This is a genomic window from Mesorhizobium sp. LSJC269B00, assembly GCF_000502815.1.
Classification (GTDB): domain Bacteria; phylum Pseudomonadota; class Alphaproteobacteria; order Rhizobiales; family Rhizobiaceae; genus Mesorhizobium.
This window is the reverse complement of the sequence record NZ_AYVN01000013.1, coordinates 92,039-106,326: the sequence shown is the minus strand read 5'-3', so window position 1 is coordinate 106,326 and position 14,288 is coordinate 92,039. Positions and strand designations below refer to the sequence as shown.

Below are 14,288 nucleotides of genomic sequence, written 5' to 3'. Positions count from 1 at the left end.
AGCGTCTCGCTTTCCATCGGCCCTCTCAGCTCAGCGGCTTTTCACCGACGGTCAGCGCGACATCGCGCTGCTCGCCGCCGCGCACCACGCCGAGCGTCACCGCGGCACCCGCGCTATCCGGCCCGAGCTTTCGGATCAGTTCGCGCGGGCCGTGCACGGCCTCGCCATTCCACGCCACGATGATGTCGCCCAGCGCAAGGCCGGCGGCCTTGGCCGGACCATTGTCGTCGAGGCTCATGACGATGGCGCCGCGCGCCGCGCCGTCACGGATCGGGTGCAGGCCGGCGCCGAGATAGCCGCGCGCGACATGGCCCTTTTCACGCAGCGTCGCCACGGCCCGCTCGATCGTCTCATAAGGCATGACCAGCGCACGACCACGTGGCCCAAACAGCAGCATGCCGATCAGCGCGCCCTTGGCGTCAAGCACCGGCCCGCCCTCGAAACGGCCGCCGGCATTGACGGCGAGATTGATGCGCCGATCGATGCTGCCGCCGCGCATCGAGCGCCAGGCGGGGCCGACCTCGCCGACCGAACCCGATACGGCCAGCGCCGAACCCTGACTACTGCCGATGGCGATGGCAAGATTGCCGGGCCGTACCGCGTCAGCCTTGGCCAGCGCAGGCGCTGCGGCAGCGCCGGCCGGCTTCAGAAGCGCTACGCCGGTCGACGGATCGCGACCGACCAGTTCGGCCTTCACCGCTTCGCCCGAAGCCAATGTCAATTCGATCTCCTCACCGGCCTCGACAGCTTCCTCGGCGGTGACGAAATAGCCGTCACGCCAGTGGAAGGCGCTGGCGGTGCGATGGTGATGGGTGGTGAAACTTGCCGTTGCCGGCGCAGCCTTGGCGGCGAGATCGGCGATGGCGTCGGAAAATGCATTAAGGTTGAAGTCACTCATGATGATCTCCTGGGTTTTCTCATGCCCCAGATATCGCTCGGCAGTGCGCCCGGAGGTACTCGTCTGACGGCTAGTTACTGGTGTGACTGGCCATCTGGTCAGGTCGCGGCAGTTCGAGCCGCTCCGCACATATAGTCATCATCGCGCCTGAAAACACGGAGCCCCGCCAATGGCCCTCGCCGCCCACAAATTCGAAACCGACGACACACTGCTCGACGCCTATTCGACGACAGTCGCCGACGCCGTCGACCGCATCGGCCCAGCCGTCTGCCGCATCGAGCGCGTCGGTGGCCAAGGTGGCCATGGCTCCGGCTTCGTCATCGCGCCGGACGGGCTGGTCGTTACCAATTTCCATGTCGTTGGCGATGCCAAAACGGTGCGCGTCTCTATGCCCGACGGCGCCTCCAGCGAAGGCCGCGTGCTAGGCCGCGACCCTGACACCGACATCGCGCTGGTGCGCGCCGATGGCAGCTTCACCGAAGTCGCGCCGCTCGGCGATTCCAAGCGGCTGCGGCGCGGCCAGATCGCCATTGCCATCGGCAATCCGCTCGGCTTCGAATGGACCGTAACGTCAGGCGTGGTCTCCGCACTTGGCCGTTCGATGCGCGCCTCGACCGGGCGGCTGATCGACGATGTCGTCCAGACCGATGCCGCGCTCAATCCCGGCAATTCCGGCGGACCGCTGGTGTCGTCGGCAGGCGAAGTCATCGGCGTCAACACCGCCATGATCCACGGCGCGCAAGGCATCGCCTTCGCGGTCGCTTCCAACACCGCCAACTTCGTCATTTCGGAGATCATCCGCTTCGGCCGCGTGCGGCGCGCCTTCATCGGCATCTCGGCCGACACCACCAGTTTGCCGCGCCGCGCAGCGCTCCTGTCGCAGGTGACCACCAGTACTGCGGTGCGGCTGCGCAGCGTCGAGAAAGACGGACCCGCGGCGAAGGCCGGCCTCAGGGAAGGCGACATCATCGCGGCGATAGACGGTCGCCCGGTCACCGGCGTCGACGACCTCGTGCGCATGCTCGACGCCGAACGCATCGGCCGCGAGACGCTATGCACAGTGGTGCGCCGCACCGGCGTCAGCCAGGTGACGGTGACGCCGGTAGCAAGGGCGAGCTGAGCCTTTATCGAGGCTTGAGCACCCGCCCGAGCAGCGACACCAGCAGTCGCGCAAGGTCACCGGTCGGGTCGAGGTCGGGATCGTAGATCGTCATGTCCAAGCCGGTGCAGCGCTGGTCCGCTGCCAGCGCCGACAGAATGGCAACGAGTTCATCGGGGTCGATGCCGGGGCTGCCGGGCGAATCCACCGCCGGCATCACCGTCTGGTCGAGCACATCGACATCGAGATGCAGCCAGTAGGGACAGCCGGCGCGCGCCAGCGTCGCTCTTGTCTTTTGCAACACTCCAGCCGCGCCGAGTTCCTGCGCGGCAAAGACGTCGATGCGCGTCACGGCGGTCGCATTGATGTCGGGCCAGGCAAAATCGGCATCGCGGCTCTCGCGTTCGCCGATCTGAACCACCGCCTCGTCGGCGACGAGCGGACCGACAACACCTGGCCATTGCGCCAGCAAAGCCTCGCCGCGTCCGGTGGCAAGTGCCAGATCCATGCCGGCAACCGAGCCGAGTGAGGCATTGACATCGTAGTTGCCGGGATGGCGGAAATCGCTGTGGCCATCGAAATGGATCAGGGCGACTGCGCCCGAGCGCCGCGCGGCGACCAGTGCGCCAAGCAGGATCGAGCAGTCGCCGCCGATGATCAGCGGGAACTCGCCTTGCCCAAGCGCACCGGTGACGATCTCGGCAAGATCGAGGTTGAAGCGGCGGATCGCCGGACCATTACGCAGCCTAGTGCCCGGTTGCGGTTCGGTACTGTAGGCGGGTCTGTCGAGATCGACCACCCGCCCCGGCGCCAGCGACTCGATCAAACCAGCTTCGCTCAGCGCCTGCGGCGCACGCCAGGTGCCGGGCACATGGCCCGGCTCCAAGGGCCGAAGGCCGAGATTGGATGGCGCACGAACAAGGCAGATGTCACGCATGCGGCAGGCCCAGCTTCAACATCACCAACATAGACCGCATGGTGCGGGTCCGGCCACAGCGGCCGGAGCCGCTGCCGACATTTGCTGCCATTGTTCAGGCGCCCGCCGCGCCCGCCGCGAATTGCGCCTGAAATTCCGGGCTGAGCGGGATCGGCTTGATGACGTCGATCAGCACGCCATTGGGATCCCTGGTGATGAAATGGCGCTGGCCGAAGGGTTCGTCGCGCAGCGGGCACAGGATCGGCAGGCCGGCCGCAACGATCCGTTCATAGACAGCATCAGGATCCCTCACCTCGAAATTGAGCAGCAGCCCCGATGTGCGGCCGCGCCCCCCCTCGGGGATCGTCTCGTGCTCGCCCTGGACGATACCGAGATTGACCCGGCGATCCTCGGCAGACTGCAGATGCACATACCAGTTGCTCGCAAACAGCGGCTTGAAGCGGAAGTGATTGATATAGAAGGCTTTTGTGCCGGCTACGTCGCCCGTCATCAGCACCGGATAATAGCTCGTCGTCTTCATCTTTCTTTCTCCCGTTAGCCAACATACAGTTTGCATGTAATTCGAAATAACATACAGGCTGCATGTATGCAACGAGAAACCCCGCGCCGCTCCAACCGCGACCGCACCGAAGCGACGCGGGCCGACCTGATCGCTGCGGCGCGCAAACTGTTCATCGAAAAGTCCTATGCCGAGACCGGCACGCCGGAGATCGTTGCGGCCGCCGGCGTCACCCGCGGCGCGCTCTATCACCACTTTGCCGACAAGCAGGCGCTGTTTGCCGCCGTGGTCGAGCAGGAGGCGGCGGCGGTGGCGCAAGAGATCGAGCGCGCCTCGCCGCCTTCTTTGTTTGCCCGCAATGCGCTGATTGCCGGCTCGGACGCCTATCTCGCCGCCATGCGCGCGCCCGGCCGCACGCGGCTTTTGCTGCTCGACGGGCCGGCCGTGCTTGGCCGCGCCGCCATGGATGCGATCGACAATCGCCACGGCAACCGGTCGCTGCGCGAAGGCCTGGTTGCGGCAATGCGCGAACAGTCGATGACCAGACTGCCGGCCGATGCGCTGACCGCTTTGCTCGCCGCTGCCTTCGACCGCGCAGCACTTGCCGTCGAGGCCGGCGCCTCGGCCGAAGACTATCGCGCCGTGCTCATGGCTCTGATCGATGGGCTGTCTCCGGCTCATCCTCAGGCAGGTCGTCCGGGTCGAACTCGTTGAAGCAGCCGAGCTGGCGTTTGAACTGGTCGATCAGCCAGGCCGCCGCCGGTTTCGGGCTGCGGTCGGCGCGGTGCATGGCATAGAGCGATGAGCGCACCTCGCTAAAGGGTTCAAGGTCGAGTTCGACCAGCCTGCCGCTGGCCAAATCGTCCGCGATCAGCCAGCGCGGCAACCCGCCCCAGCCCAGCCCCTCGCGCATCAACGTATGCTTGATACGCACATCTGTCAGCCGCCATGTACGATAGGCAAAGACGCCGAAGTCGCGTCCCTTGGTGCGTTCCGACTGGTCGCTGACAACCAGCTGGGTGTGCTCTCGCGCATCCTCGAGCGCCACCGGTTTCGGCAGCAGTGCCAGAGGGTGGGTGGGGGCGGCAGCCAGCACGATCGACATGAAGCCGATGCGCACGAGATGCACGTCGACCTCGCCCAGCAAGCCACCGATGCCAAGATCCGACTGTCCGCTGACGACATGGTCGGGGATCAGACCGAGCGTGCCGATATGCAGTCGCATCATCACGGTCGGGAACTGCGCCTCGAACGCCTTCAGCACCCGCACCAGCACCGGCGAGGGCAGCGCCGCGTCAACCGATAGCGCAACTTCAGCCTCCAGCCCCTGATGGTGACCGTCGGCACGCGAACGGATGCGCTGCAGCACGCCGACCATGCGCCGGGCGTCCTCCAGCATCGCCCGGCCGATTTCGGTCAGCTGCGGCTCGCGCGTGCCCTCGCGCTCGAACAGTTTCAGGCCAAGCTGCGCTTCAAGATTGGCGATGCCGTAGCTGATGACGGACTGCGCGCGGTTAAGCTTGCGGCCGGCGGCTGAGAAGCTGCCGGTGTCGGCGACCGCAACCAGGATCTGCAATTGGTCGAGCGTCGGATTGGGTTGCACGGCATACCTACTTTATGGATGGATCGTATAGAAAATATACCAGTTTTTTGAATGGCTCGGTAGGCCCATATCAGGCGGGAGAAATCAATTCCCACTGGAGAGAACCGCTATGTCTATCCTGCTTGTAACCTCGAGCCCGCGCGGCGCTGCCTCGCACTCGACCCGTATCGCTACCGAATTCGCTGAAAAGCTCGTCGCCGCCGACCCGTCGAATACGCTCGTCGTACGCGACCTCGTGGCCAACCCGCTGCCGCACATCGACACCGATTATGCGACCGGCATCTACACCCCCGTTGAAGCCCGCACGCCGCGCCAGGCCGAAGTCGTCGGCGTCTCCGACATCGTGCTTGACGAACTGTTCGCAGCCGACACCGTGATCCTGGCCACCGGCTTCATCAACTTCAACATCTCCTCAACCCTGAAGTCCTGGGTCGATCACATCTCCCGCTCCGGCAAGAGCTTCTCTTATGGCGAGGGTGGTCCCAAGGGCCTCGTCACCGGCAAGAAGGTCTATATCGTACTCGCCTCGGGCGGCATCTATTCCGAAGGTGCGGCCGTGCAGTTCGATCACGCCATCCCCTATCTGCGCGGCGTGCTCGGCTTTCTCGGCATGACCGATGTCGACGTCATCCGCATCGAAGGCGTCGGCATGGGCCCTGATGCCGTCACCGCCGCACTTGCCAAGGCGACCGCCAAGGTCGATGCCGTGGTGGCCAAGACCGCGAGCGCGCAAATCGCCGCGTAAGCACACCCCGTCATTCGCATTGAAAAGGCGGGCGCTTCGGCGCCTGCCTTCTTGCTGTCCGGGGCCGAGAGCAGGGTCCACCGGCAGATGGCGTGGTGTTCGTGCGGGGTTTTCGATGGCTGCCAACTATTCTTGCCCGTTCATCAGCTGGCCCTCATAGGCTTGGAGCCCCCGGCATCGCCATCGGATTTGCCGTTGGTCCACGGCCAATCTGTTTTTGCACCGACGGATCGGGCTAAACTCGTGCAACCCTGTCAAAACAGAGAGGCAACTTATGGCCGAATGTCCGAGTGGAGGAGAGAACAACGGAATTGTCGCAAGCGCTGTTGCCGACGATGATCCGCGTCTCGCGTTCATCTATCAGGAGGCGGTGAGAGGTCTCACTCAACAGCAGACGCTTGTGGAGAACATGAGCACCCGCGCCGGCAGCCTTGTCTTTGCCATCGCATTTGCCAACTCGCTACTCGGCGGTGCGGCGCTTTCCAACGGGCTTGGGCTTTGGGATTGGACCGCAGTGGCCCTGTTGTTCGGCATCGGCGGGCTGATCGTCTTCATGCTTTGGCCCTATCACCAATATACATTCCGCTTCGATCCGGAAGATCTGCTTGATCAATATGTCGACGGCGACAGGCCGACGACAATGTCGGCCATGCGCCGCGCGCTTGCCCTTCGGATCAAGGCGGACATGGCCGGCAACTGGCGAATTATCCAGCGGCTCCGGCTGGCGTTGCAGATTGCGCTGGTTTTTCTGCTGCTCGACATCCTGGCTTGGCTTTTGGCAATTGCGGGCATCTGATCACGTCTCAAGGTGCACCGGCCTCGGTCGCGCATCATACCTGCGTCCTAGGAAATGGACAGGATCTCAAGTTCGCGCGGCCCTAGCTGGACAAAGTCGCCAACGGTTTTTCCGGTCAGCGCGATGGCAACCGGCGAACCATGCGATATGGAAGCTTCAGACGGGTTGGCCTCATCCTCTCCGACGATGCGGAAGGTCTGAGTGCGGCCATCATCACGTTTGAAGGTAACGGTGTGCCCGAAGGCGATCACCTCATTAGAGGTGGGCACCGGCATAAGCTGTGCCGTACGGACGCGCTCGGCATAGTAACGCATATCTCGAACCGGAACCGCTGACTGGCGTCGCCGCTCATTGACATCTTCCAGCACGCTAGCGGCCTCGAGAGCTTGCTGGGCGCGAGTCAATTCAACCTGCAGCGTCTTGAGGCCCGCTTCCGTGACAAGGTTGACCCGATCGGAGACAGGGCGAGCCGGCAGGATGGTTTCCGATGCTGCCTCGGCGCTTTCCTCCTTGGCAAACGCTACGCTCAATTGTCGATACTTTCTGCTTGCCGCCCACTGCCGTTATTCGAGATTCTGGCGACGGATGACCGGCGCAAAACCTATGTTCGGCGCCTCGACCAGTTCGGCCCTTACCCGAACATCCTCTCGCCTTGCTCGTCGACCAACTGCATGCCCTTCTTGATCGAGATGTCGACGGCGTCGTCCAGTCCGGCAAAGCGATCGGCGCGGATGAATTTGTGTTCCTTCATCACGCCGTCGACTTCCTTCGAAACCACGCCGCAGGTCTGGTATTGGCCCCCCTCCGCCTTGTAGGGCGTGGCGCTGATCAAAAATCCCTTGTGCTCAACCTGCTTTGCCGGTGCTGCGCTCTTGGGCTCGCCCCCCTCACCGCCACCACCGAAAAGACGCTTCAGAAAAGACATGGGGCTTCCTCCAACGGCAATCATCCTGCACCACGTCTCGCGGTGCAGGATGATTTTCAGTACCGTTCCTCAGTCGAACGGGCAAGCGTTCTCGCCAGGGGTCAACCGCGCGATAGCGCTTCCAGGGCTTCAGCGGCGGCTTCCAGGACTGCAATCGCCTCGGCCTGCTTTTCAGCCGGCGCGTCGACGAGATCGCCGAGCGCGGCACGCAGCCGGTGGCGCACGGCGCGGAACTCCTCGCGGGCATCCGAGCGACCCCGTCCACCACGCCGTCCGCCTTCCTCGCCGTCGTCGTTCCAGCCGAACCAGTCCCGCGCTTTCGCCATCTTGCGGCCGAAGCGCTCGAGATGCTCCAGCACGCCGTCGATCATCTCGCGGTTCTCGGCGAGATGCGCCTGGCCCGCCTCGGTGATCGAAAACACCTTCTTGTTGCCGTCGGCGGCTGAAGCCGCATAGCCGGCCTCTTCCAGGAAGGTCAGCGTCGGATAGACGACGCCCGGGCTCGGGCTGTAGATGCCGCTGGTGCGCTCTTCCAGCGCCTTGATGATGTCGTAGCCGTGGCGAGGCGCCTCGGCCAGCAGCGACAGCGTGATCAGCTTGAGATCGCCGTCGGCCAGCATGCGCCCGGCGCGAAACATGTCGCCCGGGCCGCCGCGTCCACCGCCACGTCCGCCGTGGCCGAACGGACCAAAGCCGCTGCCCCCTCTTCCACCAAATTTGCCTGCCATGTGCAGGAATGCGCGCTCGGCGCGCTCGCCAAAGGGATGATGTCTGTGCATGAATTGCTCCTTGAGTTATATCTTACGATACATCTTAATTAGGCTTGCCCCGCCGACGAGTCAAGATATATCTTACGATGTATCTAAAGGCGGCGCCAGAAGGTTGATTTCGCCGCCGCCGGCAGCTAGAAAGCGCGTGAGGGCCAAAACCTCTCCGTAAGCGTCTGACGTCAAGCAACGCATCCACCCCGGTCTTTCCGGGCAGTTCCGCCGGAAACCCGGCGCAATGGATGCCAAATGCGACGGACCGGATGTTTCAGGAAAATCCAAAAATGACCACGAACCGTAAGCGCGGCAAGCTGCCGGCGCGCTATGCCGCGATCGTCAGCCCGCTGGTGCTGTCGCTGCTGATGACCTTCATCGTCTCGTTCATATCGACGCTGAAAAGCCTTGGACTGCAACCTGATTTGCCGGCTGTCTGGCTCACTGCCTGGGGCCTGTCCTGGCTGGTAGCGTTCCCAACGTTGCTCATGGTGCTGCCGGCGGTGCGCCGCATTGTCGGCTGGCTTTGCGAGCCGGCGTCCCGGTAACGCCCATGACGGTAAGGCCCGCAGATATCTTCGGGCCTTGCCTCGCTACCAGCGGCCCTTGCGCCGGTTCCAGGCATAGAGAAGATCGGCGAAGCGATTGTACGCGAACCGCGTCAGCGGCAGCGCGACCGGATTGCCGAAGAGCGTCGCCAGCCAGCCCTCGCCCGGCGTCGCCCGCCAGACGGCAACCGCGACATCGGCGCCGACCAGCAGCCTGCCTTCGGCATCGGTGGCATGCAGCCGGCGGCGTATGTCCTCCAGCGAGGCGCTGTAGCCAGAGAGCGCCGCCGGTTCGAGGTTGATGTCGCGGAATTCGATCCGCCCGGCCTTGATCGCCTCGATCAGCCGCCGTTTCTGCCGGGTGATGCCGCCATCGCAAACCGGGCAGCGTGTGTTGTACCAGACGGTCAGCGCAGGCTTGGACATGGCGCGACTATCGCCTTGACGGCACGGCCCCGCAATATGACGCCGAGCCGCACGGACCCACGCCCAGCGCTATCCAAGCGAAGTGACGATCTCGCGATAGGCAAATTCCGGGAAAGCCTTGAGCGTTCGCGTCTTGACGCTGCCACCCGTTGCCAGCATCAGGGCGAAACGAGCAAGCACAGCATCGTCGGGCGCCTCGATAATCGCCACCATGTCATATTCGCCCATAGTCAGGTAAAACGCCTTGAACGAGCCGCCCATGTCGGCCAGTTGCTTCTTGGCGGCATCGAGCCGCTTCGGCGACTCTCGGATATTTCTGGCGCCCTGTTCCGTCCAGTTCATCAGCAGGATGTAGGTTGTCATCACACACCTCCCTCCGGCGCCACGGAGCACGGCTGAGGACATCAGCCGGGGCGGACATCCGGTTTTTCGCCCAGAACATGCATCCGACCAGGCAAGTATCCTCCCGACGGAGATGGGCGACAAGAGCCTTCACCCGGCAACAAAAAGGGCGCCATCGGCGCCCTTTTCGAATGCTGGTCTGTTGCCGGTATCAGCTGTCGAGGAAGCTCCTCAGCTTGCGGCTCCGGCTCGGGTGCTTGAGCTTGCGCAGCGCCTTGGCTTCGATCTGGCGGATACGCTCGCGCGTCACCGAGAACTGCTGGCCGACTTCTTCCAGCGTGTGGTCGGTGTTCATGCCGATGCCGAAGCGCATGCGCAGCACCCGCTCCTCGCGCGGCGTCAGCGAGGCGAGCACCCGCGTGGTGGTCTCGCGCAGATTGGCTTGGATCGCCGCATCGATCGGCAGGATCGCCATCTTGTCCTCGATGAAATCGCCCAGATGCGAATCCTCTTCGTCACCCACAGGGGTTTCGAGCGAGATCGGCTCCTTGGCGATCTTCAACACCTTGCGCACTTTTTCGAGCGGCATTGCGAGCTTTTCTGCCAGTTCCTCCGGCGTCGGCTCGCGGCCGATTTCATGCAGCATCTGGCGCGACGTGCGCACGATCTTGTTGATCGTTTCGATCATGTGCACCGGGATGCGGATGGTGCGCGCCTGGTCGGCAATCGAACGCGTGATCGCCTGCCGGATCCACCATGTCGCATAGGTCGAGAACTTGTAGCCGCGGCGGTATTCGAATTTGTCGACCGCCTTCATCAAGCCGATATTGCCTTCCTGGATCAGGTCGAGGAACTGCAGGCCGCGATTGGTATATTTCTTGGCGATGGAGATGACGAGGCGCAGATTGGCCTCGACCATTTCCTTCTTGGCGATAGCGGCTTCGCGCTCGCCCTTCTGCACCTGGTTGACGATCTTGCGGAATTCCAGGATCGAGATCGCCGTCTCGGTGGCGAGGTTCTGGATTTCCGAACGCAGATCCTTGATCGCGTCCTTCTCGTTCTTGGTGAATTCCTTCCAGCCGCGCGAGGTCAGGTTGCCGATCGAGCGCGTCCAGTTCGGGTCGAGCTCGGAACCCTGATATTCCTTGAGGAACTCCTCGCGGCGCACGCCATAGCTTTCGGCCAGGCGCAGCAGCTTGCCTTCGTTCTGCACCAGCCTCTTGTTGATGTCGTAAAGCTGCTCGACCAGCGCCTCGATGCGCGCCGTGTTGAGCGACAGCGACTTCACCGCCTTGATCAGCTGGTCCTTCAGCTCCTTCAGGCGGCGGTCCTGGCTTGGCGACAGCGTGCCGGTCGCGGCCAGACGGTTCTCGACCTGCTGGTCCTGCAGCTTGCGCAGCTTCTTGTAGGTGTCGGCGATGACGTCGAGCGTCTCCATCACCTGCGGGCGCAGTTCCGCTTCCATCGCCGCCAGCGACAGGCTCGCCTCGTCCTCGTCTTCCTCGTCGTCATCGACTAGGCCGCGCGTGTCGGCGCCGACATTGGTGATGTCGTCTTCCTCGTCGCGTCCACGCCTCGGCTTGTCCTCGGCCTTGGGCGCCTCCTCGATGCGCTCGACCACCGGCGCCTGCTTGGCTTCGGGGCCGGCATAGGTGGCTTCGAGGTCGATGATCTCGCGCAGCAGGATCTTGGATTCGTTGAGCTCGTCACGCCAGATGATGATGGCCTGGAAGGTCAGCGGGCTTTCGCAGAGGCCCGCAATCATCGTCTCGCGGCCGGCCTCGATGCGCTTGGCGATCGCGATTTCGCCCTCGCGCGACAGGAGCTCGACCGAGCCCATCTCGCGCAGATACATGCGCACCGGGTCATCGGTGCGGTCGGTCGGCTCTTTCTTGGTGGTCGTGGCGGCGACGGCGGTGCCGGTCTGCTCGGCCAGCTCGTTGGCGTCTTCCTCGGCGTCGGCATTGCTGTCGGCGGCCTCGGGCTCCTCGCTCTGATCGTCGTCCTCGACCACGTTGATGCCCATGTCGGACAGCATCGCATTGATGTCTTCGATGCGATCCGGATCGGTCTCTTCCGACGGCAGCACCGCGTTCAGTTCGTCGAGAGTCACATAGCCGCGCTTCTTGGCGGCCTTGATCATCTTCTTGACAGCATCATCGGAAAGGTCGAGCAGAGGCCCATCGGTGGCGCCTTCACGTTCGGTCTCGACCTCTTCCTTTTCCTTTGTCGCCATAGTCTTTATCTTCTCCTAGCGGCCGAGCATCGAAGCCGCGTAGCTGCCGCACCGGTCAAACTACATGCGCTGGTGGCGCATAACCGGGCCGGTAACCGAATCAACTCTTTTGTTTGTTCATATCGTGCCCCCAAAACCGGTTTTCACTTTTGGGCGATATGCATTAAGTCCAGATTAACCCTGATATCTGTGGCAGGCTGTCAGCCTGTCCAGTGATCAGCACCTCGCGTCAGTGCATTTCCATCGACGCCGGCGCGGGTTAAGGTTTCGAATCGTCCTGATTCCGTCATTCTGCCAGAAGGTCAAGCGCCTCTCGCATGATTCGCATCAAAAAAGCGAATCAATTACCCGACTTAGAGGCGTCGATTCGACGCGCAGCACGTACAACATTCATTCTTGCGCAGGTTTCGACCTAGACGCGCCCACCCCTGCCCGAGGATACACCGAACCCTTCGATCAGCGCTTCCGTTGCTTGTACATCACGGAATTGCGCCTGAATCTCGATGAGGTGCCGGTAGTTTTCGTCAGTGGGATCGCTGGCGAGCGCTGCTTCCGCCTGTTTCAGTTCCTTATGTAAGGTGCGCGCGCTGCGCTGCAAGTGCAGCGCCTGGTTGAAGGCGTCGCGGGCATCGTCAAGCGCTGCGGTTTCCAGCGCGGGCCATTGCCTGGCCCGTTGGATGAGCGCCACGGCGCGCCCCCAGATATCGCTGCAGCCGGCACGTTCGATGGTGGCGATCACCGCGCTACGGTCATTGGCCATGTCGTGCGCCATCGCATCGAGGATGGCGGCGTGCAGCCGCTGCAGATCGGTGTTGGCGAGATCGAGGAACTCGACATGGGCGAAGTTCTCGTCGATCAGCGCCGGATGGTTGACGAGGGCTACGATGATCGTCGCCTCGCGCACCGACATCATCTCGCCACCGCGTTTGACCATGGCGGAGCGGCCGAGGCTTTCGGTGATCGCGGCGCGCGCGCCTGCCCCGCTGCCTTTGGCGAACTGTCCGCCGGGTGCGGGCGTTTTGCCCTGCCCCGGTTTCCAGTCCTGGCGACCTTGCCGCACTTCGCGCTGGGCGCTGAAGAAGGTCAGCTCCCGCTCGCGCATCCACTGCTGGTAGTGGTAGCGCTGGCTCTCATCGCGGATGCGGCTGGTCAGTTCGCGCAGCGTCTTTGTCAGCCCCGCCCGCCGCTCCGGCGTGTCGAAGACGCCACCGGATGTCTCACGCATCCACAACAAATCAGCGAGAGGCCGCGCTTCCGCCAGCACGGCACGAAACGCGTCCGGCCCTTCTGCCTTGACCAGATCGTCGGGATCCTTGCCCTCCGGCAACAGCGCAAAGCGCACCGACCGCCCGGCCTGCACCGACGGCAGCGCGAGATCCGCGGCGCGCCACGCCGCCTTCAGCCCGGCCTGGTCGCCGTCGAAGCACAGCATCGGCTCAGGCGCCATGCGCCACAGAAGTTCGAGCTGGTTTTCGGTGAGCGCGGTGCCGAGCGGCGCCACGGCGTTCTCGAAGCCGGCCTGCGCCAGCGCGATCACGTCCATATAGCCTTCGACGGCAATCACCGTGCCGCCTTTTGCCAGCGCTTTGCGGGCGCGGGCGAAATTGTAGAGCACATTGCCCTTGTGAAAGAGCTCGGTGTCGGGGGAATTCATGTATTTGGCCAGCGCATCGGGCGCCAGTGCCCGGCCGCCGAAGGCGATGATCTTGCCGCGCGAATCCGGGATCGGGAACATGATGCGATCGCGGAACCAGTCATAGGAGACCGGGATGTCGTCGCCATGACGCACCAGCCCGCAGGCCTCGATGTCGGCCTTGGGCACACCCTTGGCGGCAAGATGTTCCTTCAGCGCATTGCGGCTGTCGGGCGCAAAGCCCAGCCGGAACGATTGCTGCGTCGCCGGCGTCAGCCCGCGATCCCTGAGATAGGCGCGGGCTTTTGCACCCTCCGGTCCTTGCAGCCGCTCCTGGAAGAAGGCAGTCGCCATCTCCATGACGTCGGTCAGACTGGCGCGTTCCTTCTCACGCTGTTCTTCCCGCTCGTCGCGCACCGGCATCGGCACGCCGGCCATGTCGGCGATCTTCTCGACCGCTTCGGGAAAGCTTAATCCGTCGAGCTCGGTCAGGAACTTGAAATGATCGCCCGACACCGAACAGCCGAAACAGTGATAGCGGCCCTTCTTGTCCTCGCAGTGGAAGGAGGGGCTCTTTTCGCCATGGAACGGACAACAGGCCCAATAGTCGCCGCGCGAGGCGTTGGTCTTCTTCCTGTCCCATGCGACGCGCTGGCCGATGACCGATGAAATCGGCACACGGTCGCGTATCTCATCGAGAAAGGCGGGCGGAAAGCGCATTGGGGAACTCGTTTGTCCCTCATATAATCATGCGCGCGGAATCCGACGACCCTTATTGCGGACCATACCCGGTTTCCACAGCCAAAAAGCCCGGTTTCTACAGCCAAAAGAAAGGCGGCC

General features: G+C 63.4%; 16 protein-coding genes. 5 read left to right on the top strand and 11 right to left on the bottom strand.

Annotated elements, in window-relative coordinates; genetic code table 11:
• Window positions 1-25 precede the first annotated feature (25 nt).
• Window positions 26-898, bottom strand: a complete 873-nt coding sequence (locus X771_RS140915) for a S1C family serine protease (RefSeq protein WP_023689760.1) — start codon at window positions 896-898, stop codon at window positions 26-28.
• A gap of 169 nt (window positions 899-1,067) precedes the next feature.
• Here X771_RS140915 and X771_RS140920 point away from each other — a divergent pair, with 169 nt between their 5' ends.
• On the top strand, window positions 1,068-2,018 hold the full coding sequence (locus X771_RS140920) for a trypsin-like peptidase domain-containing protein (RefSeq protein WP_023689759.1): 951 nt from the start codon (window positions 1,068-1,070) through the stop codon (window positions 2,016-2,018).
• Window positions 2,019-2,022: 4 nt separating this feature from the next.
• On the opposite strand, the gene X771_RS140925 is transcribed toward X771_RS140920, so the two are convergent.
• Together X771_RS140925 and X771_RS140930 are read right to left on the bottom strand one after the other, a co-directional pair.
• A complete protein-coding gene (locus tag X771_RS140925) occupies window positions 2,023-2,934 on the bottom strand; it encodes an arginase family protein (protein ID WP_023689758.1) in 912 nt (303 codons plus the stop codon).
• Between the two features lie 94 nt (window positions 2,935-3,028).
• Entirely contained in the window at window positions 3,029-3,454 is a 426-nt protein-coding gene (locus tag X771_RS140930; RefSeq protein WP_023689757.1) for a VOC family protein, read from the bottom strand.
• Window positions 3,455-3,520: 66 nt separating this feature from the next.
• Between X771_RS140930 and X771_RS140935 the strand changes: the two genes are divergently transcribed.
• Window positions 3,521-4,147 (top strand): TetR/AcrR family transcriptional regulator, encoded by a 627-nt coding sequence (locus tag X771_RS140935; protein ID WP_023672456.1) that lies wholly within the window; start codon window positions 3,521-3,523, stop codon window positions 4,145-4,147.
• On the opposite strand, the gene X771_RS140940 is transcribed toward X771_RS140935, so the two are convergent.
• Window positions 4,080-5,036 carry a LysR family transcriptional regulator gene (locus X771_RS140940; RefSeq protein ID WP_023683802.1) on the bottom strand — a complete coding sequence of 319 codons (957 nt, stop codon included), beginning with the start codon at window positions 5,034-5,036 and terminating at the stop codon, window positions 4,080-4,082. The genes X771_RS140935 and X771_RS140940 overlap by 68 nt on opposite strands.
• 109 nt (window positions 5,037-5,145) lie before the next feature.
• Here X771_RS140940 and X771_RS140945 point away from each other — a divergent pair, with 109 nt between their 5' ends.
• Together X771_RS140945 and X771_RS140950 are read left to right on the top strand one after the other, a co-directional pair.
• Window positions 5,146-5,781: an FMN-dependent NADH-azoreductase gene (locus X771_RS140945; RefSeq protein WP_023689756.1), complete on the top strand. Its 636-nt coding sequence runs from the start codon at window positions 5,146-5,148 to the stop codon at window positions 5,779-5,781.
• 217 nt (window positions 5,782-5,998) lie between these two features.
• The gene (locus X771_RS140950; RefSeq protein ID WP_245260622.1) at window positions 5,999-6,577 is read left to right on the top strand and encodes a hypothetical protein; all 579 of its coding nucleotides are present in this window, start codon (window positions 5,999-6,001) and stop codon (window positions 6,575-6,577) included.
• A gap of 47 nt (window positions 6,578-6,624) precedes the next feature.
• Here the strand turns inward: X771_RS140950 and greA are convergent, their stop codons facing one another.
• From greA to X771_RS140965, 3 genes are all read right to left on the bottom strand, one after another.
• Window positions 6,625-7,107 (bottom strand): transcription elongation factor GreA, encoded by a 483-nt coding sequence (greA, locus tag X771_RS140955; RefSeq protein WP_023683799.1) that lies wholly within the window; start codon window positions 7,105-7,107, stop codon window positions 6,625-6,627.
• 101 nt (window positions 7,108-7,208) lie between these two features.
• Entirely contained in the window at window positions 7,209-7,502 is a 294-nt protein-coding gene (locus tag X771_RS140960; protein ID WP_023672451.1) for an HlyU family transcriptional regulator, read from the bottom strand.
• A gap of 101 nt (window positions 7,503-7,603) precedes the next feature.
• Window positions 7,604-8,281: a PadR family transcriptional regulator gene (locus X771_RS140965; RefSeq protein WP_023689755.1), complete on the bottom strand. Its 678-nt coding sequence runs from the start codon at window positions 8,279-8,281 to the stop codon at window positions 7,604-7,606.
• Window positions 8,282-8,553: 272 nt separating this feature from the next.
• Here X771_RS140965 and X771_RS140970 point away from each other — a divergent pair, with 272 nt between their 5' ends.
• Window positions 8,554-8,811, top strand: coding sequence for a DUF2798 domain-containing protein (locus X771_RS140970; protein ID WP_023683797.1), 258 nt, complete (start codon window positions 8,554-8,556; stop codon window positions 8,809-8,811).
• Between the two features lie 45 nt (window positions 8,812-8,856).
• Here the strand turns inward: X771_RS140970 and X771_RS140975 are convergent, their stop codons facing one another.
• The 4 genes from X771_RS140975 to dnaG all read right to left on the bottom strand — a co-directional run bounded on the left by X771_RS140975 (window position 8,857) and on the right by dnaG (window position 14,168).
• Window positions 8,857-9,237 (bottom strand): DCC1-like thiol-disulfide oxidoreductase family protein, encoded by a 381-nt coding sequence (locus X771_RS140975; protein WP_023683796.1) that lies wholly within the window; start codon window positions 9,235-9,237, stop codon window positions 8,857-8,859.
• Window positions 9,238-9,306: 69 nt separating this feature from the next.
• Window positions 9,307-9,600, bottom strand: coding sequence for a GYD domain-containing protein (locus X771_RS140980; RefSeq protein ID WP_023672447.1), 294 nt, complete (start codon window positions 9,598-9,600; stop codon window positions 9,307-9,309).
• 190 nt (window positions 9,601-9,790) lie between these two features.
• Window positions 9,791-11,815 carry an RNA polymerase sigma factor RpoD gene (rpoD, locus tag X771_RS140985; protein ID WP_023672446.1) on the bottom strand — a complete coding sequence of 675 codons (2,025 nt, stop codon included), beginning with the start codon at window positions 11,813-11,815 and terminating at the stop codon, window positions 9,791-9,793.
• A gap of 412 nt (window positions 11,816-12,227) precedes the next feature.
• Window positions 12,228-14,168: a DNA primase gene (gene dnaG, locus X771_RS140990; protein WP_023683795.1), complete on the bottom strand. Its 1,941-nt coding sequence runs from the start codon at window positions 14,166-14,168 to the stop codon at window positions 12,228-12,230.
• Window positions 14,169-14,288 lie beyond the last annotated feature (120 nt).

Bases quoted from the DNA above. Each gene is read 5' to 3' on its own strand.
- X771_RS140915 (WP_023689760.1), bottom strand. From the start codon at position 898: ATGAGTGACTTCAACCTTAATGCATTTTCCGACGCCATCGCCGATCTC.
- X771_RS140920 (WP_023689759.1), top strand. From the start codon at position 1,068: ATGGCCCTCGCCGCCCACAAATTCGAAACCGACGACACACTGCTCGAC.
- X771_RS140925 (WP_023689758.1), bottom strand. From the start codon at position 2,934: ATGCGTGACATCTGCCTTGTTCGTGCGCCATCCAATCTCGGCCTTCGG.
- X771_RS140930 (WP_023689757.1), bottom strand. From the start codon at position 3,454: ATGAAGACGACGAGCTATTATCCGGTGCTGATGACGGGCGACGTAGCC.
- X771_RS140935 (WP_023672456.1), top strand. From the start codon at position 3,521: ATGCAACGAGAAACCCCGCGCCGCTCCAACCGCGACCGCACCGAAGCG.
- X771_RS140945 (WP_023689756.1), top strand. From the start codon at position 5,146: ATGTCTATCCTGCTTGTAACCTCGAGCCCGCGCGGCGCTGCCTCGCAC.
- X771_RS140960 (WP_023672451.1), bottom strand. From the start codon at position 7,502: ATGTCTTTTCTGAAGCGTCTTTTCGGTGGTGGCGGTGAGGGGGGCGAG.
- X771_RS140965 (WP_023689755.1), bottom strand. From the start codon at position 8,281: ATGCACAGACATCATCCCTTTGGCGAGCGCGCCGAGCGCGCATTCCTG.
- X771_RS140970 (WP_023683797.1), top strand. From the start codon at position 8,554: ATGACCACGAACCGTAAGCGCGGCAAGCTGCCGGCGCGCTATGCCGCG.
- X771_RS140975 (WP_023683796.1), bottom strand. From the start codon at position 9,237: ATGTCCAAGCCTGCGCTGACCGTCTGGTACAACACACGCTGCCCGGTT.
- X771_RS140980 (WP_023672447.1), bottom strand. From the start codon at position 9,600: ATGACAACCTACATCCTGCTGATGAACTGGACGGAACAGGGCGCCAGA.
- rpoD (WP_023672446.1), bottom strand. From the start codon at position 11,815: ATGGCGACAAAGGAAAAGGAAGAGGTCGAGACCGAACGTGAAGGCGCC.
- dnaG (WP_023683795.1), bottom strand. From the start codon at position 14,168: ATGCGCTTTCCGCCCGCCTTTCTCGATGAGATACGCGACCGTGTGCCG.